Source organism: Pararhizobium sp. DWP3-4, assembly GCF_049898205.1.
Classification (GTDB): domain Bacteria; phylum Pseudomonadota; class Alphaproteobacteria; order Rhizobiales; family Rhizobiaceae; genus Pararhizobium.
The window spans coordinates 239,350-255,201 of record NZ_JAFCXF010000005.1 but is presented as its reverse complement, the minus strand read 5'-3'; the positions used below and the strand labels follow the sequence as shown (position 1 = coordinate 255,201).

General features: G+C 59.0%; 15 protein-coding genes. 9 read left to right on the top strand and 6 right to left on the bottom strand.

Annotated elements, in window-relative coordinates; all coding sequences use genetic code 11:
* Nucleotides 1-8: 8 nt before the first annotated feature.
* The gene (locus tag ACP7E6_RS15195) at nucleotides 9-218 is read right to left on the bottom strand and encodes a cold-shock protein (protein ID WP_027687039.1); all 210 of its coding nucleotides are present in this window, start codon (nucleotides 216-218) and stop codon (nucleotides 9-11) included.
* 459 nt (nucleotides 219-677) lie between these two features.
* On the opposite strand from ACP7E6_RS15195, the gene ACP7E6_RS15190 reads away from it, so the two are divergent.
* The 3 genes from ACP7E6_RS15190 (at nucleotide 678) to ACP7E6_RS15180 (ending at nucleotide 3,222) form a co-directional block, all read left to right on the top strand.
* Nucleotides 678-1,049: a response regulator gene (locus ACP7E6_RS15190; protein ID WP_426230558.1), complete on the top strand. Its 372-nt coding sequence runs from the start codon at nucleotides 678-680 to the stop codon at nucleotides 1,047-1,049.
* A gap of 218 nt (nucleotides 1,050-1,267) precedes the next feature.
* A complete protein-coding gene (locus tag ACP7E6_RS15185) occupies nucleotides 1,268-2,269 on the top strand; it encodes a sensor histidine kinase (RefSeq protein WP_426230763.1) in 1,002 nt (333 codons plus the stop codon).
* 548 nt (nucleotides 2,270-2,817) lie between these two features.
* On the top strand, nucleotides 2,818-3,222 hold the full coding sequence (locus ACP7E6_RS15180; protein WP_426230557.1) for a host attachment family protein: 405 nt from the start codon (nucleotides 2,818-2,820) through the stop codon (nucleotides 3,220-3,222).
* A gap of 312 nt (nucleotides 3,223-3,534) precedes the next feature.
* On the opposite strand, the gene cysE is transcribed toward ACP7E6_RS15180, so the two are convergent.
* The 4 genes from cysE to ACP7E6_RS15160 form a co-directional block, all read right to left on the bottom strand.
* Nucleotides 3,535-4,377 carry a serine O-acetyltransferase gene (gene cysE, locus ACP7E6_RS15175; RefSeq protein WP_426230555.1) on the bottom strand — a complete coding sequence of 281 codons (843 nt, stop codon included), beginning with the start codon at nucleotides 4,375-4,377 and terminating at the stop codon, nucleotides 3,535-3,537.
* A gap of 58 nt (nucleotides 4,378-4,435) precedes the next feature.
* Complete coding sequence (locus tag ACP7E6_RS15170) at nucleotides 4,436-5,788, bottom strand: LLM class flavin-dependent oxidoreductase (RefSeq protein WP_426230553.1); 1,353 nt, start codon at nucleotides 5,786-5,788, stop codon at nucleotides 4,436-4,438.
* A gap of 388 nt (nucleotides 5,789-6,176) precedes the next feature.
* Complete coding sequence (locus ACP7E6_RS15165) at nucleotides 6,177-6,605, bottom strand: DMT family transporter (RefSeq protein WP_426230552.1); 429 nt, start codon at nucleotides 6,603-6,605, stop codon at nucleotides 6,177-6,179.
* Nucleotides 6,602-7,084, bottom strand: a complete 483-nt coding sequence (locus tag ACP7E6_RS15160; RefSeq protein ID WP_426230551.1) for a DMT family transporter — start codon at nucleotides 7,082-7,084, stop codon at nucleotides 6,602-6,604. The genes ACP7E6_RS15165 and ACP7E6_RS15160 overlap by 4 nt, the downstream gene beginning before the upstream one ends.
* Nucleotides 7,085-7,524: 440 nt before the next feature.
* On the opposite strand from ACP7E6_RS15160, the gene ACP7E6_RS15155 reads away from it, so the two are divergent.
* Nucleotides 7,525-8,853, top strand: coding sequence for a DUF3300 domain-containing protein (locus tag ACP7E6_RS15155; RefSeq protein ID WP_426230549.1), 1,329 nt, complete (start codon nucleotides 7,525-7,527; stop codon nucleotides 8,851-8,853).
* 23 nt (nucleotides 8,854-8,876) lie between these two features.
* Nucleotides 8,877-9,830 (top strand): DUF2950 domain-containing protein, encoded by a 954-nt coding sequence (locus ACP7E6_RS15150; protein WP_426230548.1) that lies wholly within the window; start codon nucleotides 8,877-8,879, stop codon nucleotides 9,828-9,830.
* A gap of 140 nt (nucleotides 9,831-9,970) precedes the next feature.
* Here ACP7E6_RS15150 and ACP7E6_RS15145 read toward each other — a convergent pair whose 3' ends face one another.
* Nucleotides 9,971-11,035 (bottom strand): LacI family DNA-binding transcriptional regulator, encoded by a 1,065-nt coding sequence (locus ACP7E6_RS15145; RefSeq protein WP_426230547.1) that lies wholly within the window; start codon nucleotides 11,033-11,035, stop codon nucleotides 9,971-9,973.
* A 238-nt stretch (nucleotides 11,036-11,273) separates the two neighbouring features.
* On the opposite strand from ACP7E6_RS15145, the gene ACP7E6_RS15140 reads away from it, so the two are divergent.
* From ACP7E6_RS15140 to ACP7E6_RS15125, 4 genes are all read left to right on the top strand, one after another.
* Nucleotides 11,274-12,251 (top strand): autoinducer 2 ABC transporter substrate-binding protein, encoded by a 978-nt coding sequence (locus ACP7E6_RS15140; protein WP_426230545.1) that lies wholly within the window; start codon nucleotides 11,274-11,276, stop codon nucleotides 12,249-12,251.
* Nucleotides 12,252-12,349: 98 nt separating this feature from the next.
* Nucleotides 12,350-13,864 (top strand): sugar ABC transporter ATP-binding protein, encoded by a 1,515-nt coding sequence (locus tag ACP7E6_RS15135; RefSeq protein WP_426230543.1) that lies wholly within the window; start codon nucleotides 12,350-12,352, stop codon nucleotides 13,862-13,864.
* Entirely contained in the window at nucleotides 13,857-14,858 is a 1,002-nt protein-coding gene (locus ACP7E6_RS15130) for an ABC transporter permease (RefSeq protein WP_426230542.1), read from the top strand. The genes ACP7E6_RS15135 and ACP7E6_RS15130 overlap by 8 nt, the downstream gene beginning before the upstream one ends.
* On the top strand, nucleotides 14,855-15,850 hold the full coding sequence (locus ACP7E6_RS15125) for an ABC transporter permease (RefSeq protein WP_426230540.1): 996 nt from the start codon (nucleotides 14,855-14,857) through the stop codon (nucleotides 15,848-15,850). The genes ACP7E6_RS15130 and ACP7E6_RS15125 overlap by 4 nt, the downstream gene beginning before the upstream one ends.
* Nucleotides 15,851-15,852: the final 2 nt, after the last annotated feature.

Below are 15,852 nucleotides of genomic sequence, written 5' to 3'. Positions count from 1 at the left end.
GTAACCGATTATACGGCCTGCAGGTTGCAAGCAGACATCTTGCCCGACTTGTTGTCGCGCTCGAGGTCGAAGCCGATCTTCTGGCCTTCTACGATTTCGCGCATTCCAGCGCGCTCGACGGCAGAAATGTGAACGAAGGCATCAGCGCCGCCGTTGTCAGGCTGAATGAAGCCGAAGCCTTTGGTGGAATTGAACCATTTAACTGTGCCAGTGGTCATGATGAACCCTTTCATAGCAATATAAGTGACCGCGGCGCGAAAACGCTGCGGATGATGATAGCGATTGTTTTAAAGGGAGGGTTCGTTCAGGGCGCGGTGCTAATCGCGCAATAACCAAAGCTCAGCAAGAAAATATCGACGAACACAGACATACGCTGTTTATCGGAGCCCGTCAACTTTTAGTTTTCGCACAGGCCAAACTCCACGAACGGATGTGGCTCAAATGCTAGCGCTTCTCCCGTCTTCATAGTGGTTGCGGTGCATATTGCCGCACGCCAAGGCAATGCACCGGCATGTACTATTCTGCGTGACAACATCCTTCATTGAGCGCGGTGGTCCGGTTTCATCGAAACATCGCCGGACCGCCGGATCATTTTAAGGTCCCGCGCGTTACCCGTGTTCGTCCAGCTTATTAAAAAAAGACATACTGCGGCACAAAAGGGCATGGGATGGTGAGGGATGGCTTATAATGGGATCACGGTGCTTGTTGTCGAAGATGAGTTGCTCATCCGAATGGATATTGCCGCATTCTTGGAGGACGAGGGCTTCAAGGTGCACGAAGCATCGAATGCGGACGAAGCTATAGCTCTGCTGAATTCCAGCCCGGACATCAAGCTCATGTTTACCGACATTGACATGCCGGGCACAATGGATGGGTTAAAACTGGCAGCGGCGGTGCGCGATCGGTGGCCACCGGTGCAGATTATCGTAACATCAGGCCACCGGCAGTTGAGCGACGAACTGCTGCCAGTTCATGGCCGGTTCTTCAGCAAGCCGTACGATCACGCCCGCGTTATTAATGCCATCAGGGAGATGGTGGCGGCGGGTTAGAAGAAGCAACGGCATAATAGACGCTCCCCTTCGAGAGCGCTGGACCAGCAGTCCAAGCCTCAGGCGGCCTCTCTCGCTTAGATCTGGAGTGAAGTCGCGAAAATGGCCGTTGTCGCACTCGTCTGAACACAGTCGATCTCGCTTTGAAATCGACGAGAAAGGATAGTCTTTTGGCTCCTGGGATAGTAAGTGAAACAAATATTCTTGGAGACGCCGCGATGCCATTCAGCGACCCACACCATCCTCTTTGGAAACCAGAGAACCTGCGTCGCGCCATCCATGCGGCGGGGGTGGCGCTTTGGTCATGGGACGTCACCAACGATCGTTTTGCAATGGACGAGCAGGCCTTCAAGCTGTGGGGTCTTGTCAAAAGCGGTGAAGTGAAATTCGAAGACCTCTCGGCCCACATTCATCCTTCCGACCGGGATCGCGTACGGGCTGCATTTACAGCGACGCGCGGGATCGTTGGCGCCTACGAGATCGATTTCCGCATTCTGGTGGCAGACGAAATTCGGTGGATTTCCGCACGCGGTCTGGGCGACGACGCCGCGCTCCACAACGGCCAGATGTTCGGGGTGTTCTTGGATGTCACCGGACGCAAGCAAGCTGAAGAGGGCAACGAACTGCTCGCCGGCGAGATGAGCCATCGGGTCAAGAACCTTTTGGCCATCGCCATGGGTCTCACCAATATCACCTCGCAATCGACCACCACCGCCAAGGAAATGGCGAAGGAGCTTACCGGACGACTGGCTGCCCTTGGCCGGGCGCATGATCTCGTACGCCCAATTCCGGGCGGGCAGGGGCACGCCACCTTGCTGGGCGACCTGTTGTCCGTCCTGCTGTCGCCCTATGAGGATCTGGGGGCGTTCAAAGGACGTATCAGGGTCGCCGTGCCCCGCATGGGCGTGGGCGAAGCCGCTGCAACCGCATTGGCACTGGTTTTCCACGAACTCGCGACCAATTCCATGAAGTATGGTGCGCTTTCCGTCGACACGGGGACGTTGGATCTTTCGGGCTCGACCGAGGACGACGAAGTGATGTTGACCTGGACGGAACGCGGCGGGCCTGCCGTTGAAGATCCAGACGGCGCGCAGGGCTATGGAAGCAGGCTGCTCAACCGAAGTGTCTCCGGACAGTTGGGAGGATCGATTGCATACGACTGGTCGCCCAAGGGTGTCGTGGTCGTTTTGAAGTTGAGTGGCGAGAGACTGGCCAAGTGAACGGACTACGGATTTTAACAAGGCATTCAATGGCCTGACCTTGTCGTCAGCAATTGGCGCTCCTATCTCATTTGCACCACACTGATGGAGCGGCGAGATGGCGGAACTTGTAGCTGATTTTGTGTTCGACGCGGCAGTCGAGATCATTCCTCCGAAACATTCTGGCGACCGGGCTCATACGCGTACTTGTATATGCTGCCAGCGCCCGAGCGAATTGATAGACGACGATGGTTGCGGCATCTGCGATGAGTGTCTGGCACCTGCCTCGTCGTGCACGCCGCTGCGCGCTGGCCGCTACGAAGGGTAAGCAGCCTTCAATAGATCGCCGCGGGGGCAACAGTTTGCACTGACCTGAGCTTGGCAGAGAAAACGCTGCAGGACCCACCTGTGCCAGTGCACGGCCCGGGTGAAAGCCGCCGGCGGTCGCATCATGCCGCTGAACGATCGAATTATCTCGGAACATTAGTCCGGCTGAAACGGTTGACGCAGAGCTGAAAAAATATTCGGCCGTCCCGCCAGCATAAAGCCGGCAAAACGTGGAGACCAAAATGAACCTTCCCGAGAACACCGTTATCGCCGTGGCAGACGGAGAAAAGTTTAGCCTGTTTCAAAACGAGGGCGACGCTTCCAATATCAAGCTCAGGGCAATGGCGGAGCCTGATATCGACAGCTCGAAAATATCCTCCGGTGGTCGCCATTCCAGCAGCGCGGCCAACCCGGATGACAGCCAGCAGGAGGAAGATGGCTTCGGCAGGGGCATTGCTGAAATGCTGAACAAGCAGGTTCTGGACGGCAAGATCAAAAACCTTGTCATCATCGCAGCGCCGCGGACACTCGGCGAACTTCGCAAGGGCTACCACAAATCCCTGTCCGAAATCCTTGTCGGCGAGATCGACAAGGACCTGACCGGCCATTCCATACAGGATATCGAAAAGGCACTGGCAGCTGCCTAGTCGATTTGCAGACAGGATTTGCCGGGTCGTTCCTGAGGTAAACTCTGCAATTCTCCCCCAGGCCTACTACGGCCTGGGGGAGAATCTCGATTCGCGAAGTGAGAAGCTTGAACTGGCAGGAACGGTGCAACCGCTCCGGAGCGACAGCAAGTTTACTACAGATGTCAGCGCGTTGCCGTCCGGGCAGTTCTGGGAAATAGCCGCAGTGCCGGATATCCGTGTCAGGCACGAAAAGTACCGCTGTCGAGATTGGCGCAGCTACTGGGTGCGGGAATCGCCGAGCGTTACCATAAACAAGTACTGCAGCCACGCTCAGATCACGTATTCCGGCTCCGGCAGGGCCTGATCCATGGTCACGCCCGGCAGAACGGAATGGCGCTGGCCGATTGGGCGGGCCGGGACGCCGACCACGGAGGTATAGGGCAGCACGTGCGATACCACGACGCTGCCGGCTCCGACCTTGGCGCCGGTCCCGATCTCGATATTGCCGAGAATATTGGCACCCGCGCCGATCAACGCGCCGCGCCGGATCTTCGGATGACGGTCTCCGGTGTCCTTGCCGGTACCGCCGAGCGTGACGTTCTGGAGAATGGACACATCATCCTCGACTACGGCCGTTTCGCCGATCACCAGGCCGTTCCCGTGGTCAAGCATGATGCCCTTGCCCATCTTGGCGGCGGGATGAATGTCGATACCGAAGACTTCGGAGATACGGCTCTGCATATGGCGGGCCAGATGAGGCCGATCGCCAAGCCAAAGCCCATGCGCCACGCGATGCGCCTGCAGGGCCAGAAATCCCTTGAAATAAAGAAATGGCGTCAGAATTTCAGTATTGCTCGGATCGCGATCTTTTACAGCCTCCAGATCAGCCGCCGCCGCGTGGAGCAGCTCCGGATCGGTCAGGAACGCCTGATGGATCAAAGACAGGAGCTCTTCCTGGTCCATATCGTGATTGGCGAGTTTCAATGCCAGCCGGTGGGCAAGCGCATAGGCGAAGCTGGAATGATAGAGCACGGCGGAGTTCATCGGCCGCACCAGCGCCGCGTCCTTTTTTGCCGCCGCCGTCGCCTCTTCGCATAGAGCTTCCCACAGCCGGTGCACGGCCGGCCAAGTGTCGGTCTTCAGCACCGTTAGGGTGGTTGGCTTGGTTGCCATGGTGAAGATCCTTTCCTGGGGGCATTCTTGATGGTGCGACAGGGTGGTTGGCAGGCCCTCAGCCCGGAGCCTGTGCGGCGCCTCTCTTATCGAAGAAACGGTTGGCCGGCCGGGGCAGTCCGAGATGTTCGCGCAGCGTCGTACCTTCATATTCGCGTCTGAACAGGCCGCGCCGTTGCAGTTCGGGTACCAACTTTTCGGCAACGTCGGTCAGCCCCTGTGGGAGATACGGGAATACCACGTTGAACCCGTCGCAACCGTTTTCGAAAAGCCAAGTCTCCATCTCGTCGGCGATGCTGGCTGGCGTTCCGACAAAGGAAAGGCCCGAATAGCCGCCGTAGCGCTGCGCGAGTTGCCGCACGGTCAGGCCCTCCCGCTCCGCCAGCTGCAGAACATGCGCGCGCCCGGTCTTGCTGGCGTTGGTATCGGGAATGTCGCGCGGCAATGGTGCGTCGGGATCGAAGCTTGAAGCATCGTGTCCAAGCGCGATGGACAGCGAGGCAATGGCGCTCTCGTAGTGCACCAGGCTGTCTAGATGGGCGCGTTTGGCCTTTGCCTCGTGAATGGTATCGCCGACGACCACGAAGGCACCCGGCAGCACTTTCAGATGATCGCGGTTGCGTCCGATCTTCTCCATGCGGCCTTTGACATCGGCATAGAAGCTCTTGCCCACCTCCAGATCCGGCGAAGAACCGAAGATCACCTCTGCCGTTTCGGCTGCAAGCTGGCGGCCCGGCTCGGATGCTCCGGCCTGGACGATCACCGGCCAACCCTGCGGCGGCCGGGCGATATTGAGCGGACCGCGCACTGAAAGGTAGTCGCCCTTGTGGTCGAGGACATGCAGTTTTTCCGGGTCGAAATAGAGCCCGGAAGCCGCATTGCGGATAAAAGCATCGTCGGCAAAACTGTCCCATAAACCGGTGACGACATCGTAGAATTCGCGGGCACGACGATAACGTTCCGCGTGCTCGACATGATCCTCAAGCCCGAAATTGAGGGCAGCATCCGGGTTCGATGTCGTGACGATGTTCCAGCCGGCGCGCCCCTCGCTGATATGGTCGAGTGAAGCGAAGCGGCGCGCGATATGATACGGCTCATCGAACGTCGTCGATGCCGTCGCCACGAGCCCAATCCGGCTGGTGGCTGTCGCCAATGCCGATAGCAGGGTGAAAGGTTCGAAAGATGTGACCGTATGGCTGCGCCGTAACGCATCGATCGGCATGTTGAGAACGGCGAGGTGATCAGCCATGAAGAAGGCGTCGAATTTCGCGCGTTCCAGCGTTTCCGCAAAAACCTTCAGATGACGGAAATTGAAGTTGGCATCCGGATACGCGCCGGGATAGCGCCAAGCGGCTGTGTGAAGGCTGACCGGCCGCATGAAGGCGCCGAGGTGAAGCTGGCGGGTTGGCATCGACTTTGTCTTTCGAATGAACGGTTATGCGTGGTGATGTGACGACGGCTTCCCGGAAGCAGGGCACCGGAGCACCCGCGGTCGCTTGGAGCCGTTCGTCAGACTGTCGCTGCCTTCACTTCAGTAATCCGTTCTGCCGCGCGCGCAGCCGACCATCCCTGTCCGGCCAAGGAGAGCGGTCCGGCGCCATGCTCCTGTGAAGGTGGGAGTAAAGTTATCGGATGCGCGCCATCAGTTTGATATGGTCCACATCAATTGTAGAGTAATTCTGTTTCTTAGATGGGGTCTTCGGGAAACAAATTTACCTTTTGCGACATGGTAGCGGAGCCTGATGGACCCGCCTCGCACGGATTGTCTTTTCGTCCGGCCATCGCCGCAGACCCCCTTGTCAACCCTTGGTCCGGCGTTGCGAGATGACCATACCGCTCATGATGAGGACGACCCCAAGGCTTGCCAGCCAGAATGCCGATGTCGCCGACTGCAGCAGGTTTATCGCCACCCCACCAGACATTTGACCTCCGATGATCATGAGAGCGGTATTCGTGGCGCCGATGCGCGTGATCAACCAGCTGCCGGAGGCAACGAAGACAACGCCGACAGGGCCGCCAAGATAGGCATACCACGGGGCCTCAAAGGCGCCGCCGGGTATGAGCCCGCCGATGGAAAGCCCGATAATCGTCAGAAACCCGAAGCCGACGGCGTGGTTCCAGAAGGATGCAATGAGGGGTGACGTGGACAAGCTGAGCCGCCCATTGAGTTGCCGGCTGAGACCGATGAGGATGCCGGCCATACAGGCGTAGAAAACGAACAGGGTCATATCGAACTCGAAAAAATGATGAGCGTGCTGCCTGAAAGAACAAGGGCGAGCGCGACGAAATCCCGCCCTGCCAACGGCCGTTTCGGCAAGCCGAACAGACCCCATTTGTCTGCGGAAAAGCTGAAGGCCAGCTGACCGGCAAGGCCAAGGGCCAGGGTGCCCGGAAGTCCGACCGGCGAATTGACGGTAAGAGAAGACAGGATGACGGTCGCAGCGCCCGATATGCCTCCAAGATAAGCCCAGAAGGGCGCAGGGGGGTTCATCCCGCTTTTTCTCGCAATCCGGTAAAACACGGCAAGAAGCACAAGCGCTGCAACCGTTCCGGTCCCATGAGCAACCCAGGATGAAAAAAGCGGATTGCCGAATTGGGCGAGCTCGCCATTCAAATGCACCATCAAGCTCAGCAACCCACCCGTACCAAGCGCGATTGCGAAAACAAGCGGATTGGCCTGGATGGGCCGGCTCTCTAGGGTCTTCATGGTGCGTTCCGGGTTCGATCGTATCGGTGCCGGTAATGCAATGTTCCCGGATTGCTTTCAAGCCTTCGTCATCAGGTCTCCATCTGGAACACCCGAACTGGCAGATGGATCAGCCATCCGCGCGATTGAACAATGGTGGCACAACGTGGTCCTGGGTATCCAGCCGCGCCTCAAAGGGGCTGAATGAAGGACTTCACCAATGCCCGATATGGCATTGACACACGCCCGGAAAAGGAATTGCCTGACGGTTGGCAGCATCGGAGGATGCTTTTGAACATCCAGTGGCAGAGACACGTTTCGCTTTTCGCATTTCGGACACGATGTCAGCACCTGGATTTATCACGGGGGGAGCCTGGGGAACCGGATCGCCGTCCGAAAACGCAGCGTCGATCGAGGGCCATTGCGGCTTGATCGGCTGGAGCAGAATAGGAGCATTTGAGATGACCGGACGGTATCGACTGCTAATCGCCACGGGACTGTGCCTGTCTCTGGCCGGAATACCGATTGAACGCTTCGGATGGCCGTCGGCCTTCGCCCAGGATACCGCTGCAGCCGTTTCGGACGCCACGCAGGATGACACCCCGGCTCCGCTGACCGAGGACGAACTCGAGATCCTCGTCGCGCGGATCGCGCTTTATCCAGACGAACTTGTTGCACTGATTTCATCAGCCTCGCTCTATCCCTTGCAGATCGTTGAGGCGGCCCGCTTTCAAGGCCAGCTTAAAAAGAACGCCAAGCTAAAGCCGAAGTCGACATGGGATGGCAGTATCGTCTCGCTTTTGAACTATCCGCAGATCGTCACTATGATGAGCGATGATCTGGACTGGACGCAGTCGCTCGGAGATGCGCTGTCCTACCAGCAAAAGGACGTGCTGATCGCGATCCAGCAATTGCGCGACAAGGCTGTCGCCGATGGCATCATCAAGACCGATGACAAGATCAAGGTCAGCCAGGAAAACGACAACGTCGTTATCGTGGCGGCGAACCCGGAGAAGATCTACGTCCCGCAATATGAGCCCGAGATGCTCTACCAGCCGGGCTACGTCGCAGCGCCGATCGCCTATTATCCGGAACCCTATCCGAACTACTACTACCCGACCGCAACCTTTTTCGCGGGGGTAGTGACAGGAGCGGTTTGGGTCGCAGCCGTTGACTGGAACCGCTGGGGCGTCGCGGGGGGGCGCTGGAACGGCAATGTCGATATCGATTGCAACAACTGCTTCAACAACATCAACGGCAAGGTGAACATCAACGATCTTGATTGGAAGAACGTCGATCGCAGCAAGATCAAGTTCGACAAGAACCAGTTCAACAACATCGATCGAACGGCCTTCCGTAACAACATCCAGGCCGACGGCAACCGCAACAAGGGCAACATCATCGGCAATGACCGCCTGACGAACACCCGTAACAAGCCGGGCAACATCAGCGTCAACGACGTCCGCAAGAGCAAAATCGACGCCGACCGGATCAACCGGAACCGGCCGGAGAAGAAAGCGGCTCAAGCAGCTCAAAACCGCAGGCCGGAAGCCAAGGTCAACAAGGCCTCCGGAAAAATCAAGCCGCAGCCAAACGCCAAGCGCCCGGTGGCTAAGGCCAAGCCCGCAGCCCGGGTAGACAACCGAGCAAGGAGACCCCCCGCCCTTGGAAATGTGGACAGCGGCAGGCGCGCGCAGATCCAGTCCAACCGCGGCAGGCAGGCCATGAGTGGCGGCAACCGCGGCGGCGGCAATCGCCAGGTCCACCGAGGCGGTGGCCGTCGCCGCTGACCGCACAAACAAGGAAGACAGCCATGACAATGTCCTTCAGAAACGTGGTCCTGGGTCCGATATTTTCGGTGATCCTGCTCGGGCCGGCAGCCGTTTCGGCAGCGGCCGAACCATCGGACGCAGCATCCATTTCATCCTTTGCCTCTCCGACCGATCCACCCGTGTTCGATACACCTGAACAAGCTGTCGATGCATTGAAGGCCGCGCTCACGGCCGACGATTTCGACAGGTTCGCGGCGCTGCTCGGCCTTAACCCAGCCAAGTTGAAGGCGGGTGAGGGCGTTCTGGACACCTATGCGGAGATACGCGACGGCGCGAAGATCAAGTCAATCATCCAAGAGATCGATGGCCGGAAGATCGTCGAGATCGGCGAGAAGCTTTGGCCGCTGCCGTTCCCGGTCGTCAAGGGCAAGGACGGCAAGTGGTCGTTCGACACCTATGCCGGCTTCGAGGAGATAATCAACCGCCGCGTCGGCGAGAACGAACTGCAGACGATCGAAACGATGCGGGCCTATGTTGACGCACAGAAGGAATATGCCGCCGCCGACCACGACGGGGACGGCGTGCTGGAATACGCGCGAAAACTAATCAGCAGCCCGGGCAAGACCGACGGGTTATTCTGGTCGCCAGACCTCGGTGAGGGCGAAAGTCCGGCCGGCAATGCGCTCGACGGCAATGCCGCGCTCGATAAAGCCAAGGCCGGGGAAGGCTATTACGGCTACCGCTACAGGATCATCGAGAGCCAGGGACCGAACATCGCCGGTGGCAAGTTCGACTACGTGATCAACGGCAATATGATCGCCGGATTTGCCCTGATCGCCTGGCCGATCCGGTACGGCGAGACCGGCGTGCACACTTTCACGGTGAATGCGAACGGGACGGTGTACCAGGCCAACCTTGGTGAGAAAACGGAATCGATGGCGGCCGGCATTAAAACGTTCAATCCAGACGATCATTGGGAGGTCACCGCAGACTAAGATCCGTGCCATCAGGCCGGCGATCCGAGCACGGGGCCTTTTCGCAACGCGCATTCTTGCGTCCGCTCGGACCCCTCCAGGATGTTCACCAAGGGAGGTCCTTCCAACGATAAGGCACCGCTTTTTATGGCGGCGGCGGATCAGGCGTCGATGTCACGGATGGAATCGAGCGGCCCCTTGAGGGCCGTGCGGGGATGGACAAGTTCGGGCTGGATCAGGTGGATCTTCACGGCAGGACGAACTTCTTCGATGAGTTCGAAGGCTTTGGCCAGCATGCTTTCGCTGTCCTGTCGGATCATGATGACCGGGAAGGGCAGGAAAGAGCCGAAGGGATCGTAGTCATAGCAGCCGACGACGATGTCGGCGAAGGTCTCGTGCGGGTGCTGCGCCATGAAGCGCAGCAGGCCTTCGAAGTTAATTGAAGAGTTGATGAACAGTCCGCGCGGCAGTTTTCCTTCGCGCTCGTAGAAAGCCTCGAAAGCCTTCTGCGTCATGTTCGGCGAATAGCCGGTCGGCTGGATACAGGCGTCGCTGTCATGGCCGAGCAGTTCGGTCTTGATATCGCGAAAACCCTTGATGCGCTCGCGGCTGGCATGGTCGTTGCGCCCGCCGAACAGGAAAAGCTCCTCCGGCTCCAGCGGCATGGCAGCATCGTCGAACCGCTTGATGATTGCCTGCGTCAGCATTCGCGCGCCCTGGTAGTTGTCGCTGATCACCGACGGCGCCTTGGTCCCGGGAAGGTCGATATTGATGTGGCGAATGCCGGCGGCATCGCAGAGGTCATGAACGCTGTCGGGATCGGTGGCGCCGGCGATGAACAGTTCGTCGATCGAATAGGATATCAGCGTTGCGACTGTTGCCAGTTCTTCCTGCGGATCGCGCGAGGCGCTAACGACGACCGGGCATTTGCCGTGGCTGCGCACCTGCGCCTCGAAGGTCTGCGCCATCGAGGAGAAATAGCGGTTGTCGTGTACGGGTAGAAGCAGGCCGACTAGGCCGGAGCGGGAACTGCGCAGGCCTCTTGCCTGCAGGTTGGCGGTATACTGGTGCTGTTCGGCAAGGTCCTGGATCAGTTCTGCCGTGCTTTCCTTGATCCGCCGCTTGCGCCATGTGCCGTTGAGAACGGCGCTGACGGTCGAGGCAGAACAGCCGGACAGGACCGAAAGATCGTAGATCGTCGCCTTCTTTTTGCCCTGGTGCTTCATCCAATCCTCCGTTCATCTGCTTAGTGCCAATTTCCCCTTGACGAAAGTTTAAAACCAAAACATATTATTTGCACCATCGATTGTGCAAAAAGAAATATCGATTGTGCAGCGAGGTCCGCTTGAGGAGGCGGCAACGTGGAGGATGCGATTTCCAGCGCCGACCTGAGGTGAAACTGCGACCGCCATTTCACGGCCTGGTCCTGTTGCCTGCGCGGAAAACGTTTGGAGGAGGAAGAGCATGAAAAAGTTTATGATTGCAGCGCTTGCTGCATCGCTGTCGCTTGGCGTGTCGTTTGCGGCGCTGGCCGCCGACAAGGTGGGCGTCGTCGTCAAGATCGGTGGTATTCCTTGGTTCAACGCCATGGATGCAGGCATCAAGGAGCAGGGTGCCAAGCTCGGTCTCGATGCCTTCATGGTCGGTCCGACCAGCGCCGACCCGGCGCTGCAGGTGCGTGCCATCGAGGATCTGATCGCGCAAGGCGTCAAGGTCATCGGCGTCGTGCCGAACGATGCCAAGGTGCTTGAGCCGGTTCTTGCCAAGGCAAAAGCAGCCGGCATTTTCGTCATTACCCATGAATCGCCGAGCCAGAAAGGTGCGGACTGGAATTTCGAACTGGCCTCTTCGACCGGTTTCGGCGAAGCGCATGCCAAGCTTCTGGCCGAAAAGACGGGCGGCAAGGGCGAATATGCCGTCTTCGTCGGCTCACTGACCGTTCCCCTGCACAATGCCTGGGCCGATGCAGCAGTGGCCTATCTCAAGGCCAACTATCCCGACATGAAGCTCGTCGGCGAACGCTACGGCGTCGCCGAGGATGTCGACAAGAGCCGATCGACGGCGCTCGACCTGATCTCCGCTCATCCGGATCTGAAAGGCTTCCTTGCCTTCGGCAGCCAAGGTCCGATCGGGGCCGGCCGTGCCGTCGAAGAGCGCCGCAAGACCGGTGAAATCTTCGTGCTCGGTCCATTCTCGCCCGGCCAGGGCCAGAAATTGATCAAGTCCGGAGCAATCTCCGGCGGGTTCATGTGGAATCCAAAACAGGCCGGTGAAGTCTTCGTCACCATGGCCGATCGCCTGATCAAGGGCGAAAGCGTCAAGGAAGGCGACGACATTCCTGGTCTCGGCGTGATCAAGCCGGCCGGAAACGACATCATCGTCGATCAGCTTTTGCCGATCAACAAGGATACCGTGGACGAGCTTGCAGGCATGGGCCTGTAATTTTTCCAAAAAGGTTCTCCCGGGCTGCTGGGCTGACTTCGGTCGGCTCGGCGGTGCCCGGAAGTTCTAAAAGATCCGCATTTTCACAGGTTGATCCGATGACTGGACGCGAGAGCGCTAAGAGTGGCCAAAAGCCGCTTCTGTCCCTGCGCAACATCAACATGACGTTCGGTGGCGTCAGAGCCTTGAAGGATGTCAGCTTCGATGTTCTGCCGGGCGAGGTGCATTGCCTGGCCGGTGAAAACGGCTCGGGCAAGAGCACGCTGATCAAGATCATCACCGGCGTTTACCGCCCGCAGGATGGCGCGGTGATCGAGTTCGACGGGCAGACCTATTCGCATATGTCGCCGGTGACGGCGCAGAATTCCGGAATCCAGGTAATCTGGCAGGACCTGGCGCTGTTTCCGGAAATGACGGTTGCCGAAAACATTGCATTCCAGACGCTGCTCGGCCGCTGGCCGCGTTTCGTCAATTATAGCAGCATGCGAGAGAAGGCGATCAAGGCTCTGGCGCGGCTCGGCGTGACGCTCGACGTCGATCGGCCCCTCAAAGATTATGCCATCGCCCAGCGCCAGATCGTGGCGATCGCCCGCGCCCTGGTCGGCGAGGCAAAGCTCGTCTTCATGGATGAGCCGACGGCATCGCTGACCCAGTCGGAGACCGACCATCTTCTTGAAATCGTTCGCACGCTCTCTGCCTCCGGCGTCGCCGTCGTTTTCGTCAGCCACCGGCTGGCCGAGGTGCTGGAGATTTCCAGCCGGCTGACGGTGCTGCGCGACGGTGCGCTGGTCGGGGCTTATTCGACCGAAGGCATGACCCAGTCGCGCATTACCGAATTGATGACCGGCAAGACTTTCGACCAGACGGTGCGCGCCCGTAATGTCAGCGCCAATCCGGTGGTGCTGGAGGTCGAGGGGCTGTCCCGGCCCGGCCAGTTCGAGGACATTTCCTTTACCGTGCGGCGGGGCGAGACACTCGGGATTACCGGATTGCTCGGGGCCGGGCGCACCGAACTGGCCCTGTCTCTGTTCGGCATGCTGAAACCGCGGTCCGGTACCGTCAAACTCGAAGGCAAGCCGGTTCATTTTTCGTCCAACCGCGACGCCATCGAGGCGGGGATCGCTTATCTCTCCGAGGACCGGCTGTCGCTTGGGCTGATCCAGCCGCAATCGATCGCCGACAATCTGGTCATTGCCTCGCTCGACAAGATCACCTCCGGTGGGCTGTTGTCCGACAGCCGCAAGCGCGATCTTGTCGCCCGTTGGATCGCCGATCTCGGTGTCAAGATCGGCAAGCAAGGCGATGCGATCTCTACTTTGTCTGGTGGTAACCAGCAGCGCATTGCCATCGCCAAATGGCTGGCGACCGATCCGAAGCTGCTCATCCTTGATGCGCCGACCGTCGGCGTCGATGTCGGCGCGCGGGCGGGCATTTTCGATATTGTCGCCAAGCTCGCCGAGACCGGTCTCGCGATCGTCTTGATCTCCGACGAGGTGCCGGAAGTCTATTTCAATGCCGACCGCGTGCTGCACATGGCAAAAGGGCGGGTCGTCAACCAGTTCATGCCAGCGGACTGCTTGCTCGCGGATATAGAGGCAGCTGTCTATGCGTAAGGCCGTTCAATCCCATGCGACGGAATTCGCGCTGCTCGCCGTCATCGCGATCATCAGCATCATTCTGTCCGTCATCACCGACCGGTTTTTCTCGCTCGGCAACGCGTTCGATCTGCTCAATACCAGTTCGGTCAACATCATTTTCGCCGTCGGCCTACTGGTTGTGCTGATTGCCGGCGGCATCGACATTTCATTTGCGGTGGCCGCCTCCGTTGTCCAGTATATCGCAGCCCTCGCGCTCGGCTGGATGGACGGAGGAGGTTGGATCAGCGGACTTTTGATCGCCGGAGCACTCGGCGTGCTGCTAGGCGCCATCAACGCCTTCCTGATCCATAAATTCCGGATCATCTCGATCGTCGCGACCATCGCCACCTTCAATATCTATTTCGGCCTGTTGATGTTTTTCACCCGCGGGGTGTCGATCTACAATCTGCCGGACTGGCTGACGTCGCGCGTCGTGCTGTTCGAGCACGAAATGGCCGATGGCAGCTGGATCGAGATCACCCTGCCGGTGCTGGTCATGCTGATCTGCGTGGTCGCCACCTGGGTGTTCATCACCCGCACCACGACCGGGCGCCAGCTCTATGCCTTCGGTGACAATCCGGAGGGCGCGCGCCGTTTCGGCATCAACATCGGCGCGATGCAGTTCATTGCCTTTGGGTGGCTTGGCCTGATGGCCGGGATCGGCGGGCTGATCCAGGCGCATTATGCGCAGGAAGTGGTTCCGAATGCGCTTTACGGCCGCGAACTGGATGTGTTGGCGGCGGTAGTTCTGGGCGGTGCCCGGCTCGGCGGCGGCAAGGGATCGGTGCTCGGCTGCGTGCTCGGCGTGCTTTTGATCTCGATCACCCAGAACGGGCTCAATCTGGCGGGTGTTTCCCCCTATGCGTTCAAGATGATCGTCGGCGCCATCATCCTCGTCGCCATCACCCTGTCCAATACCAGCATCGAAAAACTGCTGCCGTTCATGCGCCAGGAGGAGGGCCGCAAATGACCGCAATCCTTAATCGCATCAGGACGGCGCTGGGGCCGGACATGGCCGGGCCGGGATTTGCGCTGATCGCCGTGCTGGTGGTTTTCAGTCTTGCCTCGCCGCAATTCTTCAGCTGGGCAACCTTCGGCTCCGTCGCTTTCCAGCTGCCGGAACTCGGTCTTTTGACCCTTGCGATGCTTTTGCCGGTGCTGACCGGTGGCCTCAACCTTGCCATCACCTTCACCGCCAATATTGCCGGACTGACGGTTGCCTGGGTGCTGCAGCAGAATGGCGGTGCCGATGCCGGCCCGTTCGCCTTCTTCCTCGGCTCCGTCCTTGGGATCGGCGTCGGGGCGTTGAGTGGCCTGGTCATGGGGCTGGTGATCGCCTATACCCGCGCCCACCCGATCCTTGTCTCTCTGTCGATGATGATCTTTCTGCGCGGGCTCGGCGAATTCTTGACGCGGGGCGGCGACGTCTCCGGGTTTCCAGCATTTCTGCAGCCGCTTGGCCATGGCAGCATTTTCGGCTTTCCAATCCCGCTCCTTGTCTTCTTCAGCTGCGTCTTGATCTGGCATCTTCTGCTGACGCGGATGAAGCTCGGTTTCAACACCTATATGATCGGCTCGAATATCGAGGCGGCGCGCTATTCCGGTGTCAATACCCGCAAGGTGCTGGTGCTTGTCTATGCGCTTTCAGGCGCGATGTGCGCGATTGCCGGCATCATTATGCTTGCCCGCTTCAACTCGGTGCGCGTCGGCCACGGCGAATCCTATCTGCTGATCACGGTGCTTGCCTGCTTCCTTGGCGGTGTCAATCCGTTCGGCGGTTTTGGCCGGGTCATTCCGGTGGCCGTGGCGCTGCTGGTCCTGCAGCTCCTGTCCTCCGGCCTCAACATTCTCGGTGCCAACCAGCACCTGGCGACAGCCGTCTGGGGCATCCTGCTCATCACGGTGATGATCCTGCGTTTTGCCGCAGGCCACTTCAAATCTCTCAAGCGAAAAAAAGGATAAAA

What these genes read in the sequence shown, in the direction of transcription:
- ACP7E6_RS15155 (WP_426230549.1), top strand. Translation starts at nt 7,525, where the DNA reads ATGACCGGACGGTATCGACTGCTAATCGCCACGGGACTGTGCCTGTCT.
- ACP7E6_RS15140 (WP_426230545.1), top strand. Translation starts at nt 11,274, where the DNA reads ATGAAAAAGTTTATGATTGCAGCGCTTGCTGCATCGCTGTCGCTTGGC.
- ACP7E6_RS15145 (WP_426230547.1), bottom strand. Translation starts at nt 11,035, where the DNA reads ATGAAGCACCAGGGCAAAAAGAAGGCGACGATCTACGATCTTTCGGTC.
- ACP7E6_RS15160 (WP_426230551.1), bottom strand. Translation starts at nt 7,084, where the DNA reads ATGAAGACCCTAGAGAGCCGGCCCATCCAGGCCAATCCGCTTGTTTTC.
- ACP7E6_RS15125 (WP_426230540.1), top strand. Translation starts at nt 14,855, where the DNA reads ATGACCGCAATCCTTAATCGCATCAGGACGGCGCTGGGGCCGGACATG.
- ACP7E6_RS15185 (WP_426230763.1), top strand. Translation starts at nt 1,268, where the DNA reads ATGCCATTCAGCGACCCACACCATCCTCTTTGGAAACCAGAGAACCTG.
- cysE (WP_426230555.1), bottom strand. Translation starts at nt 4,377, where the DNA reads ATGGCAACCAAGCCAACCACCCTAACGGTGCTGAAGACCGACACTTGG.
- ACP7E6_RS15190 (WP_426230558.1), top strand. Translation starts at nt 678, where the DNA reads ATGGCTTATAATGGGATCACGGTGCTTGTTGTCGAAGATGAGTTGCTC.
- ACP7E6_RS15135 (WP_426230543.1), top strand. Translation starts at nt 12,350, where the DNA reads ATGACTGGACGCGAGAGCGCTAAGAGTGGCCAAAAGCCGCTTCTGTCC.
- ACP7E6_RS15130 (WP_426230542.1), top strand. Translation starts at nt 13,857, where the DNA reads ATGCGTAAGGCCGTTCAATCCCATGCGACGGAATTCGCGCTGCTCGCC.
- ACP7E6_RS15195 (WP_027687039.1), bottom strand. Translation starts at nt 218, where the DNA reads ATGACCACTGGCACAGTTAAATGGTTCAATTCCACCAAAGGCTTCGGC.
- ACP7E6_RS15165 (WP_426230552.1), bottom strand. Translation starts at nt 6,605, where the DNA reads ATGACCCTGTTCGTTTTCTACGCCTGTATGGCCGGCATCCTCATCGGT.
- ACP7E6_RS15150 (WP_426230548.1), top strand. Translation starts at nt 8,877, where the DNA reads ATGACAATGTCCTTCAGAAACGTGGTCCTGGGTCCGATATTTTCGGTG.
- ACP7E6_RS15170 (WP_426230553.1), bottom strand. Translation starts at nt 5,788, where the DNA reads ATGCCAACCCGCCAGCTTCACCTCGGCGCCTTCATGCGGCCGGTCAGC.
- ACP7E6_RS15180 (WP_426230557.1), top strand. Translation starts at nt 2,818, where the DNA reads ATGAACCTTCCCGAGAACACCGTTATCGCCGTGGCAGACGGAGAAAAG.